Source organism: Phenylobacterium koreense, from assembly GCF_040545335.1.
GTDB classification, from domain to species: Bacteria; Pseudomonadota; Alphaproteobacteria; order Caulobacterales; family Caulobacteraceae; genus Phenylobacterium; species Phenylobacterium koreense.
The window spans coordinates 105,454-121,695 of record NZ_JBEPLU010000004.1 but is presented as its reverse complement, the minus strand read 5'-3'; the positions used below and the strand labels follow the sequence as shown (position 1 = coordinate 121,695).

Annotated in this window: 18 protein-coding genes and 1 pseudogene; 9 read left to right on the top strand and 10 right to left on the bottom strand. The window is 70.3% G+C overall.

The annotated features are described in order from the left end of the window. Positions 1–87: pseudogene (locus tag ABID41_RS18960) on the top strand (flagellin); the annotation flags it as partial. Positions 88–167: 80 nt separating this feature from the next. Here ABID41_RS18960 and ABID41_RS18955 read toward each other — a convergent pair. After that, on the bottom strand, positions 168–665 hold the full coding sequence (locus ABID41_RS18955; RefSeq protein WP_354298520.1) for a hypothetical protein: 498 nt from the start codon (positions 663–665) through the stop codon (positions 168–170). A gap of 145 nt (positions 666–810) precedes the next feature. Here ABID41_RS18955 and ABID41_RS18950 point away from each other — a divergent pair, with 145 nt between their 5' ends. From ABID41_RS18950 to ABID41_RS18940, 3 genes are read left to right on the top strand one after another with little or no spacing between them, the layout of a single operon-like run. Further along, complete coding sequence (locus ABID41_RS18950) at positions 811–1,803, top strand: ABC transporter ATP-binding protein (RefSeq protein ID WP_354298519.1); 993 nt, start codon at positions 811–813, stop codon at positions 1,801–1,803. 3 nt (positions 1,804–1,806) lie between these two features. Further along, positions 1,807–2,637 (top strand): ABC transporter permease, encoded by an 831-nt coding sequence (locus ABID41_RS18945; RefSeq protein ID WP_354298518.1) that lies wholly within the window; start codon positions 1,807–1,809, stop codon positions 2,635–2,637. Between the two features lie 3 nt (positions 2,638–2,640). Beyond that, on the top strand, positions 2,641–3,444 hold the full coding sequence (locus ABID41_RS18940; RefSeq protein ID WP_354298516.1) for an ABC transporter permease: 804 nt from the start codon (positions 2,641–2,643) through the stop codon (positions 3,442–3,444). 49 nt (positions 3,445–3,493) lie between these two features. On the opposite strand, the gene ABID41_RS18935 is transcribed toward ABID41_RS18940, so the two are convergent. Next, a complete protein-coding gene (locus ABID41_RS18935; RefSeq protein WP_354298515.1) occupies positions 3,494–4,501 on the bottom strand; it encodes an NAD(P)H-dependent flavin oxidoreductase in 1,008 nt (335 codons plus the stop codon). Between the two features lie 151 nt (positions 4,502–4,652). Here ABID41_RS18935 and ABID41_RS18930 point away from each other — a divergent pair, with 151 nt between their 5' ends. From ABID41_RS18930 to ABID41_RS18910, 5 genes are all read left to right on the top strand, one after another. Continuing rightward, positions 4,653–6,080, top strand: coding sequence for a methylmalonyl-CoA mutase family protein (locus ABID41_RS18930; RefSeq protein WP_354298514.1), 1,428 nt, complete (start codon positions 4,653–4,655; stop codon positions 6,078–6,080). Beyond that, positions 6,080–8,230 carry a methylmalonyl-CoA mutase gene (gene scpA / locus ABID41_RS18925; protein WP_354298513.1) on the top strand — a complete coding sequence of 717 codons (2,151 nt, stop codon included), beginning with the start codon at positions 6,080–6,082 and terminating at the stop codon, positions 8,228–8,230. Before ABID41_RS18930 ends, scpA begins: the two co-directional genes overlap by 1 nt. A gap of 101 nt (positions 8,231–8,331) precedes the next feature. Then, positions 8,332–8,559 (top strand): GNAT family N-acetyltransferase, encoded by a 228-nt coding sequence (locus ABID41_RS18920; RefSeq protein ID WP_354298522.1) that lies wholly within the window; start codon positions 8,332–8,334, stop codon positions 8,557–8,559. A 51-nt stretch (positions 8,560–8,610) separates the two neighbouring features. Beyond that, entirely contained in the window at positions 8,611–9,183 is a 573-nt protein-coding gene (locus tag ABID41_RS18915; RefSeq protein WP_354298512.1) for a TetR/AcrR family transcriptional regulator, read from the top strand. 33 nt (positions 9,184–9,216) lie between these two features. Continuing rightward, the gene (locus ABID41_RS18910; RefSeq protein WP_354298511.1) at positions 9,217–9,603 is read left to right on the top strand and encodes a VOC family protein; all 387 of its coding nucleotides are present in this window, start codon (positions 9,217–9,219) and stop codon (positions 9,601–9,603) included. Here ABID41_RS18910 and ABID41_RS18905 read toward each other — a convergent pair. From ABID41_RS18905 to ABID41_RS18870, 8 genes are all read right to left on the bottom strand, one after another. Next, positions 9,600–9,968: a VOC family protein gene (locus ABID41_RS18905; protein ID WP_354298510.1), complete on the bottom strand. Its 369-nt coding sequence runs from the start codon at positions 9,966–9,968 to the stop codon at positions 9,600–9,602. The genes ABID41_RS18910 and ABID41_RS18905 overlap by 4 nt on opposite strands. 17 nt (positions 9,969–9,985) lie before the next feature. After that, the gene (locus ABID41_RS18900) at positions 9,986–10,420 is read right to left on the bottom strand and encodes a DUF4112 domain-containing protein (RefSeq protein ID WP_331931547.1); all 435 of its coding nucleotides are present in this window, start codon (positions 10,418–10,420) and stop codon (positions 9,986–9,988) included. 222 nt (positions 10,421–10,642) lie between these two features. After that, positions 10,643–10,945, bottom strand: a complete 303-nt coding sequence (locus tag ABID41_RS18895) for a carboxylesterase family protein (RefSeq protein ID WP_354298509.1) — start codon at positions 10,943–10,945, stop codon at positions 10,643–10,645. Between the two features lie 9 nt (positions 10,946–10,954). Further along, positions 10,955–11,119, bottom strand: a complete 165-nt coding sequence (locus ABID41_RS18890; protein ID WP_354298508.1) for a hypothetical protein — start codon at positions 11,117–11,119, stop codon at positions 10,955–10,957. A 54-nt stretch (positions 11,120–11,173) separates the two neighbouring features. Then, complete coding sequence (locus ABID41_RS18885) at positions 11,174–13,654, bottom strand: polar localization protein TipN (RefSeq protein WP_354298507.1); 2,481 nt, start codon at positions 13,652–13,654, stop codon at positions 11,174–11,176. A 140-nt stretch (positions 13,655–13,794) separates the two neighbouring features. Continuing rightward, a complete protein-coding gene (locus tag ABID41_RS18880; protein WP_354298506.1) occupies positions 13,795–14,043 on the bottom strand; it encodes a hypothetical protein in 249 nt (82 codons plus the stop codon). 103 nt (positions 14,044–14,146) lie between these two features. Next, a complete protein-coding gene (locus ABID41_RS18875; protein WP_354298505.1) occupies positions 14,147–14,668 on the bottom strand; it encodes a methylated-DNA--[protein]-cysteine S-methyltransferase in 522 nt (173 codons plus the stop codon). 4 nt (positions 14,669–14,672) lie between these two features. Beyond that, on the bottom strand, positions 14,673–16,199 hold the full coding sequence (locus ABID41_RS18870; RefSeq protein WP_354298504.1) for an AlkA N-terminal domain-containing protein: 1,527 nt from the start codon (positions 16,197–16,199) through the stop codon (positions 14,673–14,675). Between the last annotated feature and the right edge of the window lie 43 nt (positions 16,200–16,242).

Here is a 16,242-nt window from a genome sequence, read left to right as displayed (position 1 = left end):
GCCCTGCAGACCAAGCAGCAGCTTGGTGTTCAGGCGCTTGGCATCGCCAACCAGTCCTCCAGCGTTCTGCTCGGACTCTTCCGATAAGACAAAGGGGGCGTGGCCGCTCGCGGCCACGCTTTGGCGTCGGCGGCGGGAAGGACTGTCCTTCCCGCCGCTTTCGTTTTTCAGGCCGAAGGGTTCTGCTCGGCCGCCTGGATCTCGCTCGCGCAGGCCCGCGATGCGGCCACCTGGTCGGAGATCTCGTTTCGCAGCGCCGACACGCCGAGCATCTGATCGGGGCTGGCCAGGGTGCGCAGGGTCCGCTCCGCCACCGCTTCGCGCGCATAGGCCGCCCGCAGGCAGGGATCCTTCAATCGCCCCCAGATCGGCAGGCCATCGATCATCCTGGCCGACCCGGCGCAGGCGTCCCTCGCCTTCTCGATCAGCTCCGGCGTCGCCGGCTGGCTTTCCCGGGCCGCTACGCCCGCTATCTGATCGCTCCCGGCCTCCATCGCTCGCTCGCAATTGCGCAGCGCATTCCGCAGAGCTCCGACCTGCTGGAGCGTCGGCGGGGTCGCCTCGGCCGTCGCGGCCGCCTGTTCGGGCAGATAGTCCTCGGGCCTGTCGTCACAGGCGCTCAAGGCGATGACCAAGGCGGTAGAAAACACGATCTTACGCAACACGACGGAAGTCCCGGCAACTACTTTCCCGCACACGAAAGCTCTCAACTCGCCGTTTGGATGCGCGAACATCGTGATCCGAGCGGTTGACCCGCGCCAAGGCGGCGCTTAGCGTCCGCTTCCTTCTTTGAAATCGCTAGGTGTCTCCATGCCCCAGATCCTGGTTCAGGACCTGGCCAAGACCTATCGCGTGGCCGAGCGCGAGCCCGGCCTGTTGGGCGCCGCACGCGGTCTCGTGCGCCGCCGAACCCGCAAGGTCGAAGCCTTGCGGGACGTTTCGTTTGCGCTCGAACGGGGCGAACTACTGGGCTTCATCGGTCCCAACGGCGCCGGCAAGTCCACGACGATCAAAATCCTCTCAGGCATCCTGCGGCCCGACAGCGGCCACGTGGAGGTCGGCGGGCTTGTCCCCTATGTCGATCGCATCGCCCACGTCTCGCGGATCGGCGTGGTCTTCGGCCAGCGCACCCAGCTCTGGTGGGACCTGCCGGTCATCGACGGCTTCGACCTGCTGCGCGACATCTATCGGGTCGATCCGATCCGCTATGCCCGAACCCGCGACGAGCTGGTCGATATGCTTCGGCTCGGCGCCCTGCTCGACCAGCCGGTGCGGCAACTCTCCCTCGGACAGCGGATGCGCGCCGAGATCGCCGCGGCCCTGCTGCACGAGCCCGATGTCCTCTTCCTCGACGAGCCGACCATCGGCCTGGACGCCCCCTCGAAGCTGGCGGTGCGGGACTTCGTCAAGCGCCTGAACCGCGAGCGCGGCGTCACCGTCCTTCTGACCACCCACGACATGCACGACATCGAGGCCCTGGCCGAGCGGGTGATCGTCATCGGCCACGGGCAGGTGCTGGCCGACAGCCCCTTCGAGGCCCTGCGCAACGACGTGCTGCGCGAGCGCCGGCTGTTCGTGGACTTCGCGCACGAGGCGCCGGACATCGACTTGCCGGGGGTCGAGGTGCGATCGCGGGAGGGACGCTCGCTGGAGCTGGCCTTCGACCCTGCGCTCGTCCCGGCGCCCCGCCTGATCGCGGCCATCGCCGCGGACTTTGCGGTCGACGACGTCCATGTCGAGCAGCCTGCGATCGAGGAGGTCATCGCCCGCTTCTACGACCTTCACGGCGCGGCGGAGGCATAGGGCATGCCGGCCGTTCGCCCCTACGCCGCGGCTTTCGCCGCCCGCTTCATGCTCATGCTGCAGTACCGCGCCGCGGCCCTGGCCGGGTTCGCGACCCAGTGCTGGTGGGGCGCCATCAAGGTCATGGTGTTCGCCGCCTTCTACGCCGCCGCCCCCGAAGCGGCCGGCGGCTCGCTGACCCTGGCCCAGACCATCACCTACATCTGGCTGGCCCAGGCGCTGCTGGCGCTGGTCCCTTGGGGCGGCGACCCCGAGATCGGCCAGGCGGTGCGCACCGGCGCCATCGGCTATGACCGGCTGCGGCCGCTCGACACCTATGCCTGGTGGTACGCCCGCTCCGCGGCCTGGATGACCGCCAGGGCGCTGCCGCGCGCAGCCCTAATGCTCGCCTTCGCCGGGGTCCTGCTGCCGCTGATCGGGCTGGAAACCTGGTCCTGGCGGCCACCGGCCAACATGACCCAGGCGGCGCTGTTCGCCGTCTCGGCGGTCCTGCTGGTGGCGCTGTCCTCGGCCTGGGTGATGCTGCTCAACCTCGCGGCGGTGCGGCTGCTGGACGAGCGCGGGGTGAACGCCATGACCTCCTCGGTGATCATCGTCTTCTCCGGCAACCTGCTGCCCCTGCCCCTCTTTCCCGAATGGATTCAAGGATTTCTGTTCGTCCAGCCGTTCGCCGGCATGCTCGACATCCCGGTCCGGATCTATTCCGGCGCCCTGACCGACGGGCAGGCCCTGACGGGCCTGGCGCTGCAGGCCGGCTGGACCGCCATATTCATCGCCCTTGGCCGCGCCTGGATGCACGGGGTCATGGGCCGGCTCCAGATGCAGGGAGGCTGACCGGTGTCGGCGCTTCTCCTCCTCGCGCGCTATTTCAGCGCCTCGGTCCGCGGCCAGATGCAATATCCAGGATCGGCCTTAGCCCTTGGCGTGGCTCAGTTTTTCGCGACCATCATCGACATCCTCGCGGCCTGGGCGCTGTTCGATCGCTTCGGGCCGGTCCAGGGCTGGACCTTCGGGGACATCGCCCTTTTCTTCGGGATGGTCAGCGTATCGTTCGCCATCGCCGACTTCCTCAGCCGGGGATTCGACGTGTTCGGGACCAGCTTCGTCAGAACCGGAGACTTCGACCGGGTGCTGCTGCGGCCGCGGTCGGCGGCGCTGCAGTTGATCGGCTACGAATTCCGGCTTTCCAGGATCGGGAGATTGGCGCAAGGCCTTGTGGTCATTGGGCTTTCCACCAGCGTTCTAGGCCTCGACTGGCATGCCGATAAAATCCTGCTCGCGATCTGGACCATCGCGGGGGGCGTCGCCCTCTTCATCGGGCTGATGGTCCTGCAGGCGACGCTGGCGTTCTGGACCGTCGAGAGCCTCGAGGTCATGAACGTCGTGACTTATGGCGGGGTGCAGGCCTCGCAGTTCCCGCTAAGCATCTATGCCGACTGGTTCCGGAATTTCCTTATATTCGTCATACCATTAGGCTGCATCGCCTACTTCCCGGTGCTGGCCCTGCTCGGCAAGCCGGATTCGCTGGGCGCGCCGGACTGGCTGCTGCCGCTGACCCCGGCGGCGGGGTTCGTCTTCCTCGGAATCTCATTCCTGGCCTGGCGCTTCGGGGTCGCCAAGTACACATCGACAGGGAGCTAGAAGGTCGCGGCTATCGTCAGGTTTCCTGCCGATAGCCGCAGGAACCTGCCTATTCGGCCGCCATGGCCAGGGCGCTGCCGCGCGTCAGGGCGGTCTTGGCGGCCAGTGAAGCCTTGGCGGCTTCGTACTCGGCGGCGAGGCGATCGATGAGTTCGCCGGCGCTCGGCACTTCCTTGACCGCGCCGATGCCCTGGCCGCAGCCCCAGATGTCCTTCCAGGCCTTGGCCTTCTGATTGCCGCCCGAACCGAAGCTCATCTTCGAGGGATCGGACTGCGGCAGGTTGTCCGGATCGAGCCCCGCGGCCTCGATCGACGGGCGCAGGTAGTTGCCGTGCACGCCGGTGAAGAGATTCGAGTAGACGATGTCCTCGCCGGACGAGGCGACGATCATGTCCTTGTAGCCCTGGACCGCGTTGGCTTCCCTGGTCGCGATGAAGGCCGAGCCGATATAGGCGAGGTCCGCGCCCATGGCCTGGGCGCCCAGGATCGCCGCGCCGTTGGCGATGGCGCCCGAAAGCGCGATCGGGCCGTCGAACCAGGCGCGCAGCTCTTGGATCAGGGCGAAGGGCGACAGGTGGCCGGCATGGCCGCCGGCGCCGGCCGCGACCGGGATCAGGCCGTCGGCGCCCTTCTCGACCGCCTTGCGGGCGAAGCGGTCGTTGATCACGTCATGCAGGACCACGCCGCCGTAGGAATGGATCGCCTGGTTCACGTCCTCCCGCGCGCCCAGCGAGGTGATGGTCACCGGCACCTTGTACTTCACGGCCATCTCGACGTCGTGCTCGAGCCGGTCGTTGGTCTTGTGGACGATCTGGTTCATCGCGAACGGCGCGGAGGGGCGGTCCGGGTTCTTACGGTCCCAGTCGGCGAGCTCTTCGGTGATCTGCGCCAGCCATTCGTCGAGCTGGCTGGCCGGGCGGGCGTTCAGCGCCGGGAAAGACCCGACGATGCCGGCCTTGCATTGGGCGATCACCAGTTCCGGCCCGGAGATGATGAACAGCGGCGAACCGATCACCGGGATACGGAGGCGTTCAGCGAGGACTGGGGGCAGGGCCATGAAATTCGTTCCTGAGTATGTGGTGTCGAGCTAGCTGGGGGAGCTAATTTTTACAGCGTACGCACAAAGCCGCAACGGGCGCAAGACGCCGCCTTGGACTGACCCCGCGTGAACTTGACGCCTGGCGCTGACAGGTCCCAATGACCACCCGATGACCGATATCGCCGCTTCGCTTTCCGCCTTTCCCGCCGTCACCGCCGACGACTGGCGCGCACTGGTCGCCAAGACCCTGAAGGACGCGCCGTTCGAGAGCCTTCGCCGCAAGACGGCCGAGGGCCTGGATGTCGAGCCGCTCTATGAGCCGGCGCACAGGCCGGCGGCGTTTCCGCTGGCGGCGCGGGACGCCGAGCGCCCCTGGGACGTGCGAATGGCCGTGGTTCATCCGGACGCAGGTCGCGCCGGCCGCGACCTGCTGGGCGACCTGGAGGGCGGCGCGGCCTCGGGCCTGATCGTCATCGATCCGGCCGGCGCCGAAGGCGTGGCGCTGGAATCGGCCGCCGACCTCGCCCGAGTGCTGGACGGGGTGATGCTCGAACTGGCGCCGGTGGCCCTGGACGCCGGATTCCTCGGGCCCAAGGCGGCGGACTGGCTGAGCTCGGCGGCCAAGGGGTCGCCCACCGCACTCCTGCTCTTCCACATGGACCCGCTGAGCGCCTTCGCCCGTGCGGGCGAAAGCCCCGGCCCGATCGAGAGCCACCTGATTTCGGCCGCCACGGTGGGCGTGCGGCTGGCGCAGGCCTATCCGAAGGCCAGCCTCTTCCTGGCGTCGGGCCGCGTGGTCCATGAGGCCGGCGGCGGCGAGGCCGGCGAACTGGCCTTCGCCATGGCCGCGGCGGTCGCCTACGCCAAGGCCCTGGTCCGGGCGGGCTTGAACATGGCCGAGGCGTTCGAGCGCATCCAGATCGGCCTCTCCGCCGACGCCGACTATTTCACCGTCATCGCCAAGCTGCGCGCGGCCCGCGTGCTGTGGGCGCGGATCACCGACGCCTGCGGCGTTGAGGCGCCGGCGCGGATCGAGGTCCGCTCCTCGCAGCGGATGCTGGCCGTTCAGGACCCTTGGACCAACATGCTGCGCCTCACCTCGGCCGCGTTCGGCGCGGCGGTGGGCGGGGCCGACGCGGTGGCGCTGGGAACCTTCACCGACGCCCTGGGCCTGCCGACCGCCTTCGCCCGCCGCCAGAGCCGCAACACGCAACTGGTGCTGATGGAAGAGGCCAACCTCGGCCGGGTGGCCGATCCGGCGGCCGGGTCCGGCTATGTCGAGGCGCTGACCGATGAGATCGCGAAAGCCGCCTGGTCGCAGTTCCAATCCGTCGAGGCGGCGGGCGGACTGGTGGCGGCGCTGACCGGCGGCCTGATCGCCGAGGGCGTCGAAAAGGTGCGCACTGCGCGGACCGCTGCCGGCGCGCCCAAGATCGTCGGGGTGACCGCCTTCCCGCCGACTCAGGAGGCGCCGGTCGAGGTCGAGCAGGCCACGCCCAAGGCCGTGGAAGCCCCCTCCCCCCGCCTGCCCGGCCCGGACGGACACTGCCCGCCGCTCGCCCCCGTCAGCCTCGCCCAGGTCGAAGAGGCCGCCTAATGAGCCAGTTCCCCGATTTCGCCACCCTGCCCCTCGACGCCGGGGCCACGCCGCGCCTGCCGCTGAAGGGGCTGGCCTGGGAGACACCGGAAGGCGTCGCCGTAAAGCCGTCCTACGGCCTGGACGACGTGGCGATGCTCTCGACCGGCTATCCGGGCCTGGCGCCGTTCGTGCGCGGTCCCTACCCGACCATGTACCTGACCAACCCGTGGACGGTGCGCCAGTACGCCGGTTTCTCCACGGCGGAGGATTCCAACGCCTTCTATCGGCGCAACCTGGCGGCCGGGCAGATGGGCCTGTCCGTCGCCTTCGACCTGGCCACCCACCGCGGTTATGACAGCGACCATCCGCGGGTGAAGGGCGACGTCGGTATGGCCGGGGTGGCCATCGACTCCATCCTCGACATGCGGACCCTGTTCGACGGCATCCCGCTCGACAAGATGAGCGTGTCGATGACCATGAACGGGGCGGTGCTGCCGATCCTGGCGCTCTACATCGTGGCGGCCGAGGAACAGGGCGTTCCGCACGAGAAGCTGTCGGGCACGATCCAGAACGACATCCTCAAGGAGTTCCTGGTCCGGAACACCTACATCTATCCGCCCGGCCCTTCGATGCGGATCATTTCGGATATCTTTTCATATACTTCGCGCGAAATGCCGAAGTTCAACTCGATCTCGATCAGCGGCTATCACATCCAGGAGGCCGGGGCGACGCTGGACCTGGAGCTGGCCTACACCCTGGCCGACGGCATCGAGTACGTCCGCGCCGGCGTGGCGGCCGGGATGGGCGTCGACCAGTTCGCCCCGCGCCTGTCGTTCTTCTGGAACGCCGGGATGAACGCCTTCATGGAAATCGCCAAGCAGCGGGCCGGGCGCCTGCTCTGGGCCAAGCTGATGAAGGACGAGTTCGACCCGAAGGACGCCCGCTCTCTGTCGCTGCGCGCCCACACCCAGACCAGCGGCTGGAGCCTGGCGGCGCACGACGTGTTCAACAACGTGCCGCGCACCCTGGTCGAGGCCATCGCCGCGGCGGGCGGCCAGACCCAGAGCCTGCACACCAATTCGCTGGACGAAGCCCTGGCTCTGCCGACCGACTTCTCCGCCCGGATCGCCCGCAACACCCAGCTCTTCCTGCAGCTCGAAAGCGGCCAGACCCGGGTGGTCGATCCGTGGGGCGGCTCGTTCTATGTCGAGCGGCTGACCGCCGACCTCGCGGCCCGGGCGCTGGAGCACATCGCCGAGGTCGAGGCCCTGGGCGGCATGGCGAAAGCGATCGAGGACGGCCTGCCCAAGCGGCGGATCGAGGAGGCCTCGGCCCGGACCCAGGCCCGCATCGACGCTGGCCGCCAGAGCGTGGTGGGCGTCAATCGCTACAAGCCGGCGGTCGCCGACGAAATCCCGGTGCTGAAGGTCGACAACACCGCCGTGCGCGAGGCGCAGCTCGAGAAGCTGAAGCGCCTGAAGGCCGAGCGCGACCCGGCCGCGGTCGAAGCCGCCCTCACCGCCCTGACCAACGGGGCGGCCGGGAACGGCAATCTGCTGGAGCTGTCGGTGAACGCCGCGCGGGCCAAGGCGACGGTGGGCGAGATCAGCATGGCCCTGGAAAAGGTGTTCGGCCGCCACGCCGCCGAGGCCTTCGCGGTGACCGGGGTCTATCTGCGCGAGGCCGGCGCCACGCCGCAGTCCGAGCGCGCCAAGGCCATGACCGAGGCCTTCCGCCAGGCCGATGGCCGCAAACCGCGGGTGATGGTCGCCAAGATGGGCCAGGATGGCCACGACCGCGGCCAGAAGGTGATCGCCTCGGGCTTCGCCGACCTGGGCTTCGAAGTCGACATCGGCAACCTGTTCCAGACCCCGGCCGAGGCCGCGGCGCAGGCGGTGGCGGACAATGTGCATGTGGTGGGCGCGAGCTCGCTGGCGGCCGGCCACCTGACCCTGGTGCCGGAACTGAAGGACGAACTGGCCAAGCTCGGCCGGCCGGACATCCTGGTGGTGGTCGGCGGGGTGATCCCGCCCGAGGACTTCCAGGCCCTGCGCGACGCCGGTGTCGCGGCGATCTTCACCCCCGGCACTGTGGTGCCCGAGGCGGCCATCGAGGTCATGGAGCGACTGAACGAGCAGATGGGCTACGCCCAGCTCGAAACGGCTTGAGGGCTCCCCGCGCGGGAGAAAGGCCCAGGCGCCCGGCGGCATGAGACTTCGTCCTTACGAGACCTCCGACGAGATAGCCGTGGCCGACGTCTGGTCGACGGCTGGCGCTCGGTCGGCCTCGAGCAGCCGGCCGTGACCAGGGCTGCGGCGTCGGCGGCGCCTTGTTCGACCAGGTCACAGCCCAGTTGTCGGAAGGCTTCTGGCTGCGCACCCAGGCGGAAAACCACCGCGCGCGCCGGTTCTACGAGCGTCGCGGCATGATGCTCGACCACATCGAAGGCGAAACCGGCGTGGAACGCGCCGTCTATGTGATGCGCCGTTCCACTTGACACTGACCGGTGGTCAGTAGCCTAATGACCGCCAGTCATCAGGAGCGGGCGATGGACAGGCCGCTGCGCCGGCGCCTCCGTCCCGAGGCGCGCAGGCTGGAGATCGTCGAGGCCGCCGAGCGGCTGTTGCAGGCGCAGGGCTCGCGCGTGCGGGTGGAAGACGTGGTCCGCGAGGCGGGCGTCGCCAAGGGCACCTTCTTCCTCTACTTCCCAACCTGGGACGACCTGCTGGAGGCCATCCGCGAGCGGCTGGTGGGCCGGTTCGACGCAGCCCATCCCCTGCCGACCGAGGCCGAGGGACCGATCGACTGGCCGGCCCTGGTGGCCGAGCAGGCCGCCGCCTTCATCGACTTCACGATCCCGAACCACAGCGTGGGCGAAGCGATTTTCCATTCGGACTTCGCCGAGCGCAGGCCGCTGGCCGACAACGGCATCCTGCGTCTGACGGCGGTGATCCGCGCGGGCCAGGAGGCGCAGGCCTTCGGGCCGGTCGATCCGGAGCCGACGGCGCGGCTGCTGTTCGCCGCGATCCACGAAACCGCGGACGCCGTCGCCCGCGGCGAGGACCGCGACATGGCGGTGGCCGCGCTGCAGAACCTGCTCAGACGCGCGCTGGCCCCATAGGCCAGGCCATATCGTTCAAAGGGAGGACGACCCATGAGTGAGAGCCTTGTGAACGTTCGATACATGGTCGCCGACGTGCCGGCCTCGGCCGACTGGTACGTGGACAATCTCGGATTTGAGCGCCTGCCGAACGCCTCGCCGGCCTTCGCGGCGGTGGAGCGCGGGCCGCTGCGGCTGCTGCTGAGCGGCAAGGCCAGTTCGGCGGGGCGGCCGATGCCGGACGGCCGGCAGCCCGAGGCCGGCGGCTGGAACCGGTTCCAGTTCGTCGTCGAGGACCTGGAAACCGAGGTCGAGCGGCTGCGCGGGCGCGGCGTGCGGTTCCGCAACGACATCGTCAGTGGCCCGGGCGGCAAGCAGATCCTGGCCGAGGACCCATCGGGCAATGTCGTGGAAATCTTCCAGCCGGCGGCGGTCGGCTAGTCCGAGCCGATCATTACCAGGTTGCCCTCGCTGTCGCGCAGCAGGGCGTAACGTTCGCGCGGGGCCCAGGGGGCGTCGATCGGCGGCTGGTCGAAGACGACGCCCTTGGTGACCAGCGCCTCGTAGGCGGCGTCGACGCTCTCGACCACCAGGATCAGCACCGGCTGCTCGCCGGGCTCCTCGTTCGCGCGGCGTTCGAAGAGGATGCGGGTGGGCGAGCCGGCGACCTCCAGCTCGATCCAGCGCCAGCCGCTGCCGTACTGCTGATCGGCGCTGAGGGTGAGGCCCAGCAGGTCGCGGTAGAAGGCGATGGCGCGGTCCTGGTCGGTGACCGGCAAGCTCGAGAACTTCACGTGCCTGAACATCTCGCCTCCTCTCCAGGTCAGACCTGATCGGGACTTGCCTGGCGCCGTCGCCATCGCGGCCTGGCGTACCAGGAGGATGGCAGTTCCGAGGGGCCGTGGCGGGCCTCGATGTCCTTCTGGAGCGCCTTGGCCGCCATCAGGTGGCCCGGGAAAAGGGTGTCCACCGCCCAGCCGATCACAGGGCCGGTGGAGGCTGCGGTGTCGAGGAAGAGGTAGGCGGCCATCCGCGCCAGGGTCGGCAGCGAGGCCTTGGCGACGACGCCGTGATAGAGCAGCACCGCCCCTGCCCCTGCGCCATAGGCGGTGCCGGCGATCGGCACCCAGGCGAGGACGCCGTCGAGGCCGATACCGATGGGCCCGACGGCGACCAGCCGGTCGGACAGGCGCTTGATGCGCTCGGCCGCCCGCCAGGCGGTATGGGCGCGTTCGCGATCAATCGGCATGTCGGCCATGCGCGTCCTCACAACAGCGAGAAACGCAGCGTAAGCAGAAAAGTCTCGGCGTGCGAGGGGTTAACATCCGTCGGATGAGGGGCAAACGACCTATCGGCGCCTCAAGCGCTTGCCGTCCACCCAAGCCCCCTCATCCGTCAGCCTTCGGCCGACACCTTCTCCCACAAGGGGAGAAGGATCGCTGATCGGAACGCCCTCCCCGCGCGGAGGAAGGGCGCTGTGTCAGAAGCCGCGAGCAGCCGTCGCCGACGGGGCGACATAGGCGTTCTCGACGCCTTGCTTGGCTTCCATCGGCGCGCCGATGCTCAGATAGGTCTGGCTCGCCTCCGAATAGCGGGGCCAATCGGCCACGCCGGCCAGGCTCGGGTCGCCGGTCTTGGCGAACCTGGCCCATACCTTCGCGAACTGATCGGAGACGCGCAGGTCCTCGTCGTCATGCAAGGGCACGCCCATCGAGCAGCCGCCGCGGGCCGCCAGGGTCTGGGTAGTCCCGGAACCCAGCCCGACCGGGATCGCGCCGAACACATAGGACAGCTACAGGCCATGGAAGGCGACGCAGCCCGGCTCGCGCCGCCATCCGGCCGGCAACTGCTTGAAGGCGTAGACATAGGCCGGCGCCCCGGAGGCGGCGTGCAGCGCGGCAGCTTGGCCGACCGTTTCCTTGAGCGAGGATTCGCCGGCGTTGGCGCCGAGGCGCAAACGCCTGCGGCCGCCCAGGCAGGGCGTTCGGCAGCAGGCCCGCAGGAGGAGCGATCAGATGAGGTCGCCGGCCGCGGCGTCGAAGAGCAGGTAGGTCCGGCCGGCTTCGGAGTTGAGCAGGGCTTCGACCAGAAAGCCTGCCGGATCGCGGGTCACGGCGTCGTCCAGCAGTTCGTGATAGCGCCCGAGATAGGCCACGGCGTGGCGCTTGAGCGTCTCGTCGGTCAGCAGCTTGCGGGTCAGGCGGCGGGTGGCGGCGGGGGCCAGCTTGCGGACCAAACCGCGGGCGCCTTCGCCATCGCGGGCCTGCAGCGTGGAGGCCAGTTCGGCGATGCGGCTGCGCGGCAGGAGCGCGGCCGGGTCGATGCCCATGCCGGCGATCTCGGCGCCGAGGATCTCCTCCAGCGGCGCCTGCTGCTGCTCGGCGCTGGCGGCGGCTGCGCCCTCGGTCTCCTCCAGCGAGGAGATCAGGTCCTTCCAGGTCCACTCGTCGGCAGGCTCCTCCGCCCGGCCCGTGGCCTGGCCGAAGACGGTGCGGAACTCGGCGTCGGTGGCGGTGGGGGTCAGGCGCAGGCGAGCGCGCGGCTCCTCCTCGCGGGGGGCGGGCTTGGGCGCGATGGGCTGGTCGAGTTCGAGCTCGGCCGCATCGTCGGCGGGCGCAGGCGGCGCCTTCGCGGGCTTGAGGCTTTCGCGGAGCGAGGTGCGGGCCGGCCGCTCGCGCGGCGCCGGCGGGGTGGAAACAGCGGCGCCGGTGGTGGCGACCGAGCCCATCATCCGCACCGCCTCGCTGAGCATCTCGTAGTTGCGGCGCACCCGGTTCTGGAAGGCGTCGTCGATGGCCTGGGTCTCGTCGGCGGTGCGGCGGGCGTGGTCCATCAGCTCGTCGATGCTCTCGGCGACGGCGAGGCGAACCTCCTCGGCCTTTTCGCGGGCCGCGGCCGGGAGCTGGGTGGCGCGGGCCTCGATGTCGCCGAGCATGGCGGTGAGCTCGTCCAGGGTGGAGCGGGCGGCCCTGGCCCCTTCGTCCAGCTTGCGCAGGGTCGCGGCGCCGGCCTGCTCGACCATCAGGGCCGACTGTTCGATGAGGGCGCGGGCCTCGCCGAGCCGGTCTTCGAACAGCTTGTTGGCCTGCTGGCCGGCGGTGAAGGCGGCTTCGGAGAGCTGGTCGACCTGGTTGCGGGCGAGCTCGGCGTGACGGGCGGCGGCCAGGCGGGTCTCCTCGGCGGCCTGGCCCATGGCGGCGATGGCCAGGCGCGTCTGCTCCTCCAGGCGCACACGCTCGGCGGCGGCGGCCTGGCCGACGGCTTCCACCGAATGCAGGGTCGTCTGGCCGAACTCGTCGCGCTCGGCCTTGGCGGTTTCGGCCAACTCGCGGAACTGGGCGGAGGCGTCGGCGAGAAGCTGGCGCAGGGCCTCCCCGCCGCGGGCCGCGCGGTCACCCATCTCGACGGCCGAAAGGCGGGCCTGGCTGATGAAGTCGGCGAGCTTGGCGGTCTGTTCGTCGAGCTGGGTGTTGAGCGCCTGCTGGTCGGACCGCAGCGCGTCGGTGGCGGAGACGAGGCTGGCGCGCTGCGCCGAAAGCCCCTTCTCCACCGCGCCGATCTGCTCGACGACGCCGGCGCCGGCGGTCTCCAGGCGTGCGATGTGGCGGGTGAGATCCTCGGCGGCGGTGCGGGCGGCGTCGGTGGTCTCGCCGGCGGCGGCGGCGAGGTCGGCGGCGCGGGAGGCCAGGGACGCCTCGGCCTCGCGGAGCTGGGCCTCGGCCAGATCGGAGGCTTCGCCGACCATCTTGGCCTGGCGGGCGATGACGTCGGCGACAGCGGTGGCCTGGGCGTCGAGCTTGTCGGCGAGGCCGCCGAGTTCGCTGCGCTCGCGGCCGAGGGCTTCGGAGAGCCCCTTGGCGGTGCGGGCGGCGTTGGCGGCGGCCTGGGCCAGCTCCTCGCTGTCGGCGGCCAGGGCCTGGCGCAGGACGACCATGGTCTCGCGGGCTTCCTCGGCGGCCTGGCCGGCGCGCGCGATCTCCTCGCGCACGGCGTTGACCACGTCCATGGTCTGGAGGCCGGCGGTGACGGCCGGGCTGATCATCTCGTCGGCCAGGGCCTTGGCGCGCTGGGCCTCCTGGGCGAGCTTCTGGCCCTGGCGCAGGACGTAGGCGGCCACCCAGACCAGCACGGCCGGGCCGATCGCCAGAGCGGCGAAGACCAGCAGGGCGAAGGGCTCGAAGTCCAGCGGGGCGACGGCGCGGCGATAGCCGAGGGCGAAGGCCAGCGGCGCAGCAGCCCACAGCACCGAGACGACCAGGGCGACCAGATAGATCGGCCAGCCCGAGGGCGCGGCGACCGGGGTGACGCGGGAGAGCTGCGCAGGCGGCGGGCTCGAGGTTTCGGGCGCCGGCGGCTGCGCCTCGCGCTCAAGGGTCAGCTCGCCGCCGGCCGGAGCGGCGACGGGGGCGAGCTCGGCCGGCGCGGGATCGGCGGCGACCGCCTCGTCCAGACCCCGGAAATCGATAGGTTGCTGCCGCTTCTTGATTTTCATGGCCTGTAGAACGCGGCCTTCCACCCCTGCGGACGGGGCCCAGCTCCCGCCGTTGTGCTCAAGCTGCAAGGATTACCGGCGAACGCAGGCGAGGCAAAGCGCTATGCCGATGAAATTCTCGTGGAGCGGGAAGCGCCCCGTCAAACCCGCAGGCCCGCGCGCTCGTCGGGACAGAGCGGCCGGTCGCCTTCCGGAGGCTTGGCGACCTTGACCACCATGCGGGCGGTAGGAGCGGCCGCGACCTTTCGCGCAGCAGTACGCGCGACCGTGCGCTGGGCCGGCGCAGGCTTTTCCACCTGCTGCGTGTCCAGCGTCACGCCGAAATGCGAGTAGGCGGCGGCGGACGAGGAGACCACCACCGCGGCGACGATTTCGGTCAAGGTTTGCATCGGAACTCTCCCGTACGTCCGATACGATTCCAGCGAGCGGCGTTATACGGCAGTCAGACCCGTCGGACGATCTGTCGCATCATGAAATTTCCGTCATGAAGGCTCAGGCGGCGTCGCGGAAGGCCGCCCCCTCGTGCCGGAGCAGCCACTGCTTGCGCTCGATGCCGCCGCCGTAGCCGGTGAGGCTGCCGTCCGAGCCGATCACCCGATGGCACGGAACGACGACGCCGACCGGGTTGGCGCCGTTGGCCAGGCCCACGGCGCGGATGGCCGCCGGCTTGCCGATGCGGGCGGCCAAGCCCTTGTAGGTCAGGGTCTCGCCCGGGGGAATCGTGCAGAGCGCGGTCCAGACGGCGCGCTGGAACTCGGTGCCGCCGGTGCGCCAGGGGATAGCGGAAAGGGCGGCCAGCTCACCGCCGAAATAGGCGTCGAGGGAGGCGCGGACGCCGGCTGGAGCGGCGCCCTCCGCCAACTCGGTCGGCGGGTTCTGCCGGCGCAGCAGCAGGCGCAGGCGAGCTTCGTGGCTGGTCCAGTCGAAGGCGCGCAGGAAACCGTCGGCGTCGGTGACGACGATCCCCTCCCCCACGGGCGTCGGCAGGCGGTCGAGGGTGAGACGTTCAGTCACGCTTTCAGGCGGCCTTGGCATGTTTCGTATCCGAGGGGTTCTTGGGATCGGCGGCCCAGAGGTGGGAGGCGGCGTAGGCGCGCCAGGGCCGCCAGCGCTCGGCGCGGGCCAGGAGCTGGGCCGGGTTGGGTCGCGCGCCGTCCGGGCCTTCGAGGGCGCGCATCAGACCGATGTCGGCGCTGGGGAAGGCGTCGGGTTCGCGCAGCGCGCGCATGGCGATGTACTGGGCGGTCCACTCACCAACGCCGGGCAGGGCCCGCAGGGCGGCGACCGCCTCGTCCAGGCTGCGTCGGGCGCCGAAGAGCTCGGGGTCGGCGTCCGCGGCGGCGGCGAGGCCGACGAGGGCCCGGCCCCGCGAGCGCGGCATGGCGAGGGTCTCGACATCGACCGCAGCAAGCTGGGCCGGGGTCGGGAAGAAGTGGGTGAGGCCCAGGCGGGCTGCGGCCTCGTCCCGCAGCGGCGAGCCATGGGCGGCGGTGATCTTGCCGGCCAGCACCCGCGCGGCCTGGACGGTGATCTGCTGGCCCAGCACCGCGCGCACCGCCAGCTCGAAGCCGTCCCAGGCGCCGGGCGCACGCAGGCCCGGCCTGGCGGCGACCATCGGCGCGAGATCTGGATCCTCGGAAAGGTGGGCGGCGATCACCGCCGGGTCGGCGGCGAGGTCGAAGACCCGGCGGATGCGGGCGATGACTGCGGGCCAGACCTGGACCTTGGAAAAACGCAGGGTGACCTGCAGGTAGTCCCCCTGCCCCGGCTCGACCATGACTACGCCGCTGGTCCCGGCCACCTGCAGCGTGCGGGCGTAGCGGCCGTCGCGGACGCTCTCGACGCCGGGAATGGCGCGGGCGGTGAGGAAGCCCAGCATGGCCCGCCAGTCGTAGGGCGCGCGATAGGCGAGACGGATGCTGGCCGCGCCGCCGTCGCTGGCGGCGATCTCCGCCCCACCCAGGCGGCGGAGCTTGGCGGGCGGGCGGGCGAAGAGCTGCTGGAAGGTCTCGTTGAAGCGGCGAACGCTGCCGAAGCCGGCGGCCAGGGCGACCTCGGCCATCGGCATGCGGGTCTCCTGGATGAGCTGCTTGGCCAGCAGCACGCGGCGGGTCTGGGCCACGGCGATGGGCGAGGCGCCGACATGCTGATGGAACAGGCGGCGAAGCTGCCGCTCGCCGACGCCGAGGCGCGAGGCGAGCCCTTCCACGTCGCCGGTGTCCAGGGCGCCGGTCTCGATCAGGGCCAGGGCGCGCGAGACGGTGTTGGAGGTCCCGCGCCAGGAGCCGAGGTCGGGCGAGGTCTCCGGCCGGCAACGCAGGCAGGGCCGGAAACCCGCCTCCTGGGCCGCGGCGGCGGAGCGGTAGAAGCGCATGTTCTCGCGCTTGGGCGTCCGCGCCGGGCAGATCGGCCGGCAGTAGATCCCGGTGCTCAGCACGCCCGAGAAGATGCGGCCGTCGAAACGGGCGTCGCGCATCACGAAGGCGCGGTAGCAGGCGTCGTCGTCCATATCCATGGCGGCATGATCGGCCCTGCGCGGACGCATGTCTCGCGGTTTTCGGACACGACCGGCGCAGGACCACCGGTTT

Coding starts and splice junctions, on each gene's coding strand:
- ABID41_RS18950 (WP_354298519.1), top strand. CDS start 811: ATGCCCCAGATCCTGGTTCAGGACCTGGCCAAGACCTATCGCGTGGCC.
- ABID41_RS18945 (WP_354298518.1), top strand. CDS start 1,807: ATGCCGGCCGTTCGCCCCTACGCCGCGGCTTTCGCCGCCCGCTTCATG.
- ABID41_RS18935 (WP_354298515.1), bottom strand. CDS start 4,501: ATGGCCCTGCCCCCAGTCCTCGCTGAACGCCTCCGTATCCCGGTGATC.
- ABID41_RS18930 (WP_354298514.1), top strand. CDS start 4,653: ATGACCGATATCGCCGCTTCGCTTTCCGCCTTTCCCGCCGTCACCGCC.
- scpA (WP_354298513.1), top strand. CDS start 6,080: ATGAGCCAGTTCCCCGATTTCGCCACCCTGCCCCTCGACGCCGGGGCC.
- ABID41_RS18915 (WP_354298512.1), top strand. CDS start 8,611: ATGGACAGGCCGCTGCGCCGGCGCCTCCGTCCCGAGGCGCGCAGGCTG.
- ABID41_RS18910 (WP_354298511.1), top strand. CDS start 9,217: ATGAGTGAGAGCCTTGTGAACGTTCGATACATGGTCGCCGACGTGCCG.
- ABID41_RS18905 (WP_354298510.1), bottom strand. CDS start 9,968: ATGTTCAGGCACGTGAAGTTCTCGAGCTTGCCGGTCACCGACCAGGAC.
- ABID41_RS18900 (WP_331931547.1), bottom strand. CDS start 10,420: ATGGCCGACATGCCGATTGATCGCGAACGCGCCCATACCGCCTGGCGG.
- ABID41_RS18885 (WP_354298507.1), bottom strand. CDS start 13,654: ATGAAAATCAAGAAGCGGCAGCAACCTATCGATTTCCGGGGTCTGGAC.
- ABID41_RS18880 (WP_354298506.1), bottom strand. CDS start 14,043: ATGCAAACCTTGACCGAAATCGTCGCCGCGGTGGTGGTCTCCTCGTCC.
- ABID41_RS18870 (WP_354298504.1), bottom strand. CDS start 16,199: ATGCGTCCGCGCAGGGCCGATCATGCCGCCATGGATATGGACGACGAC.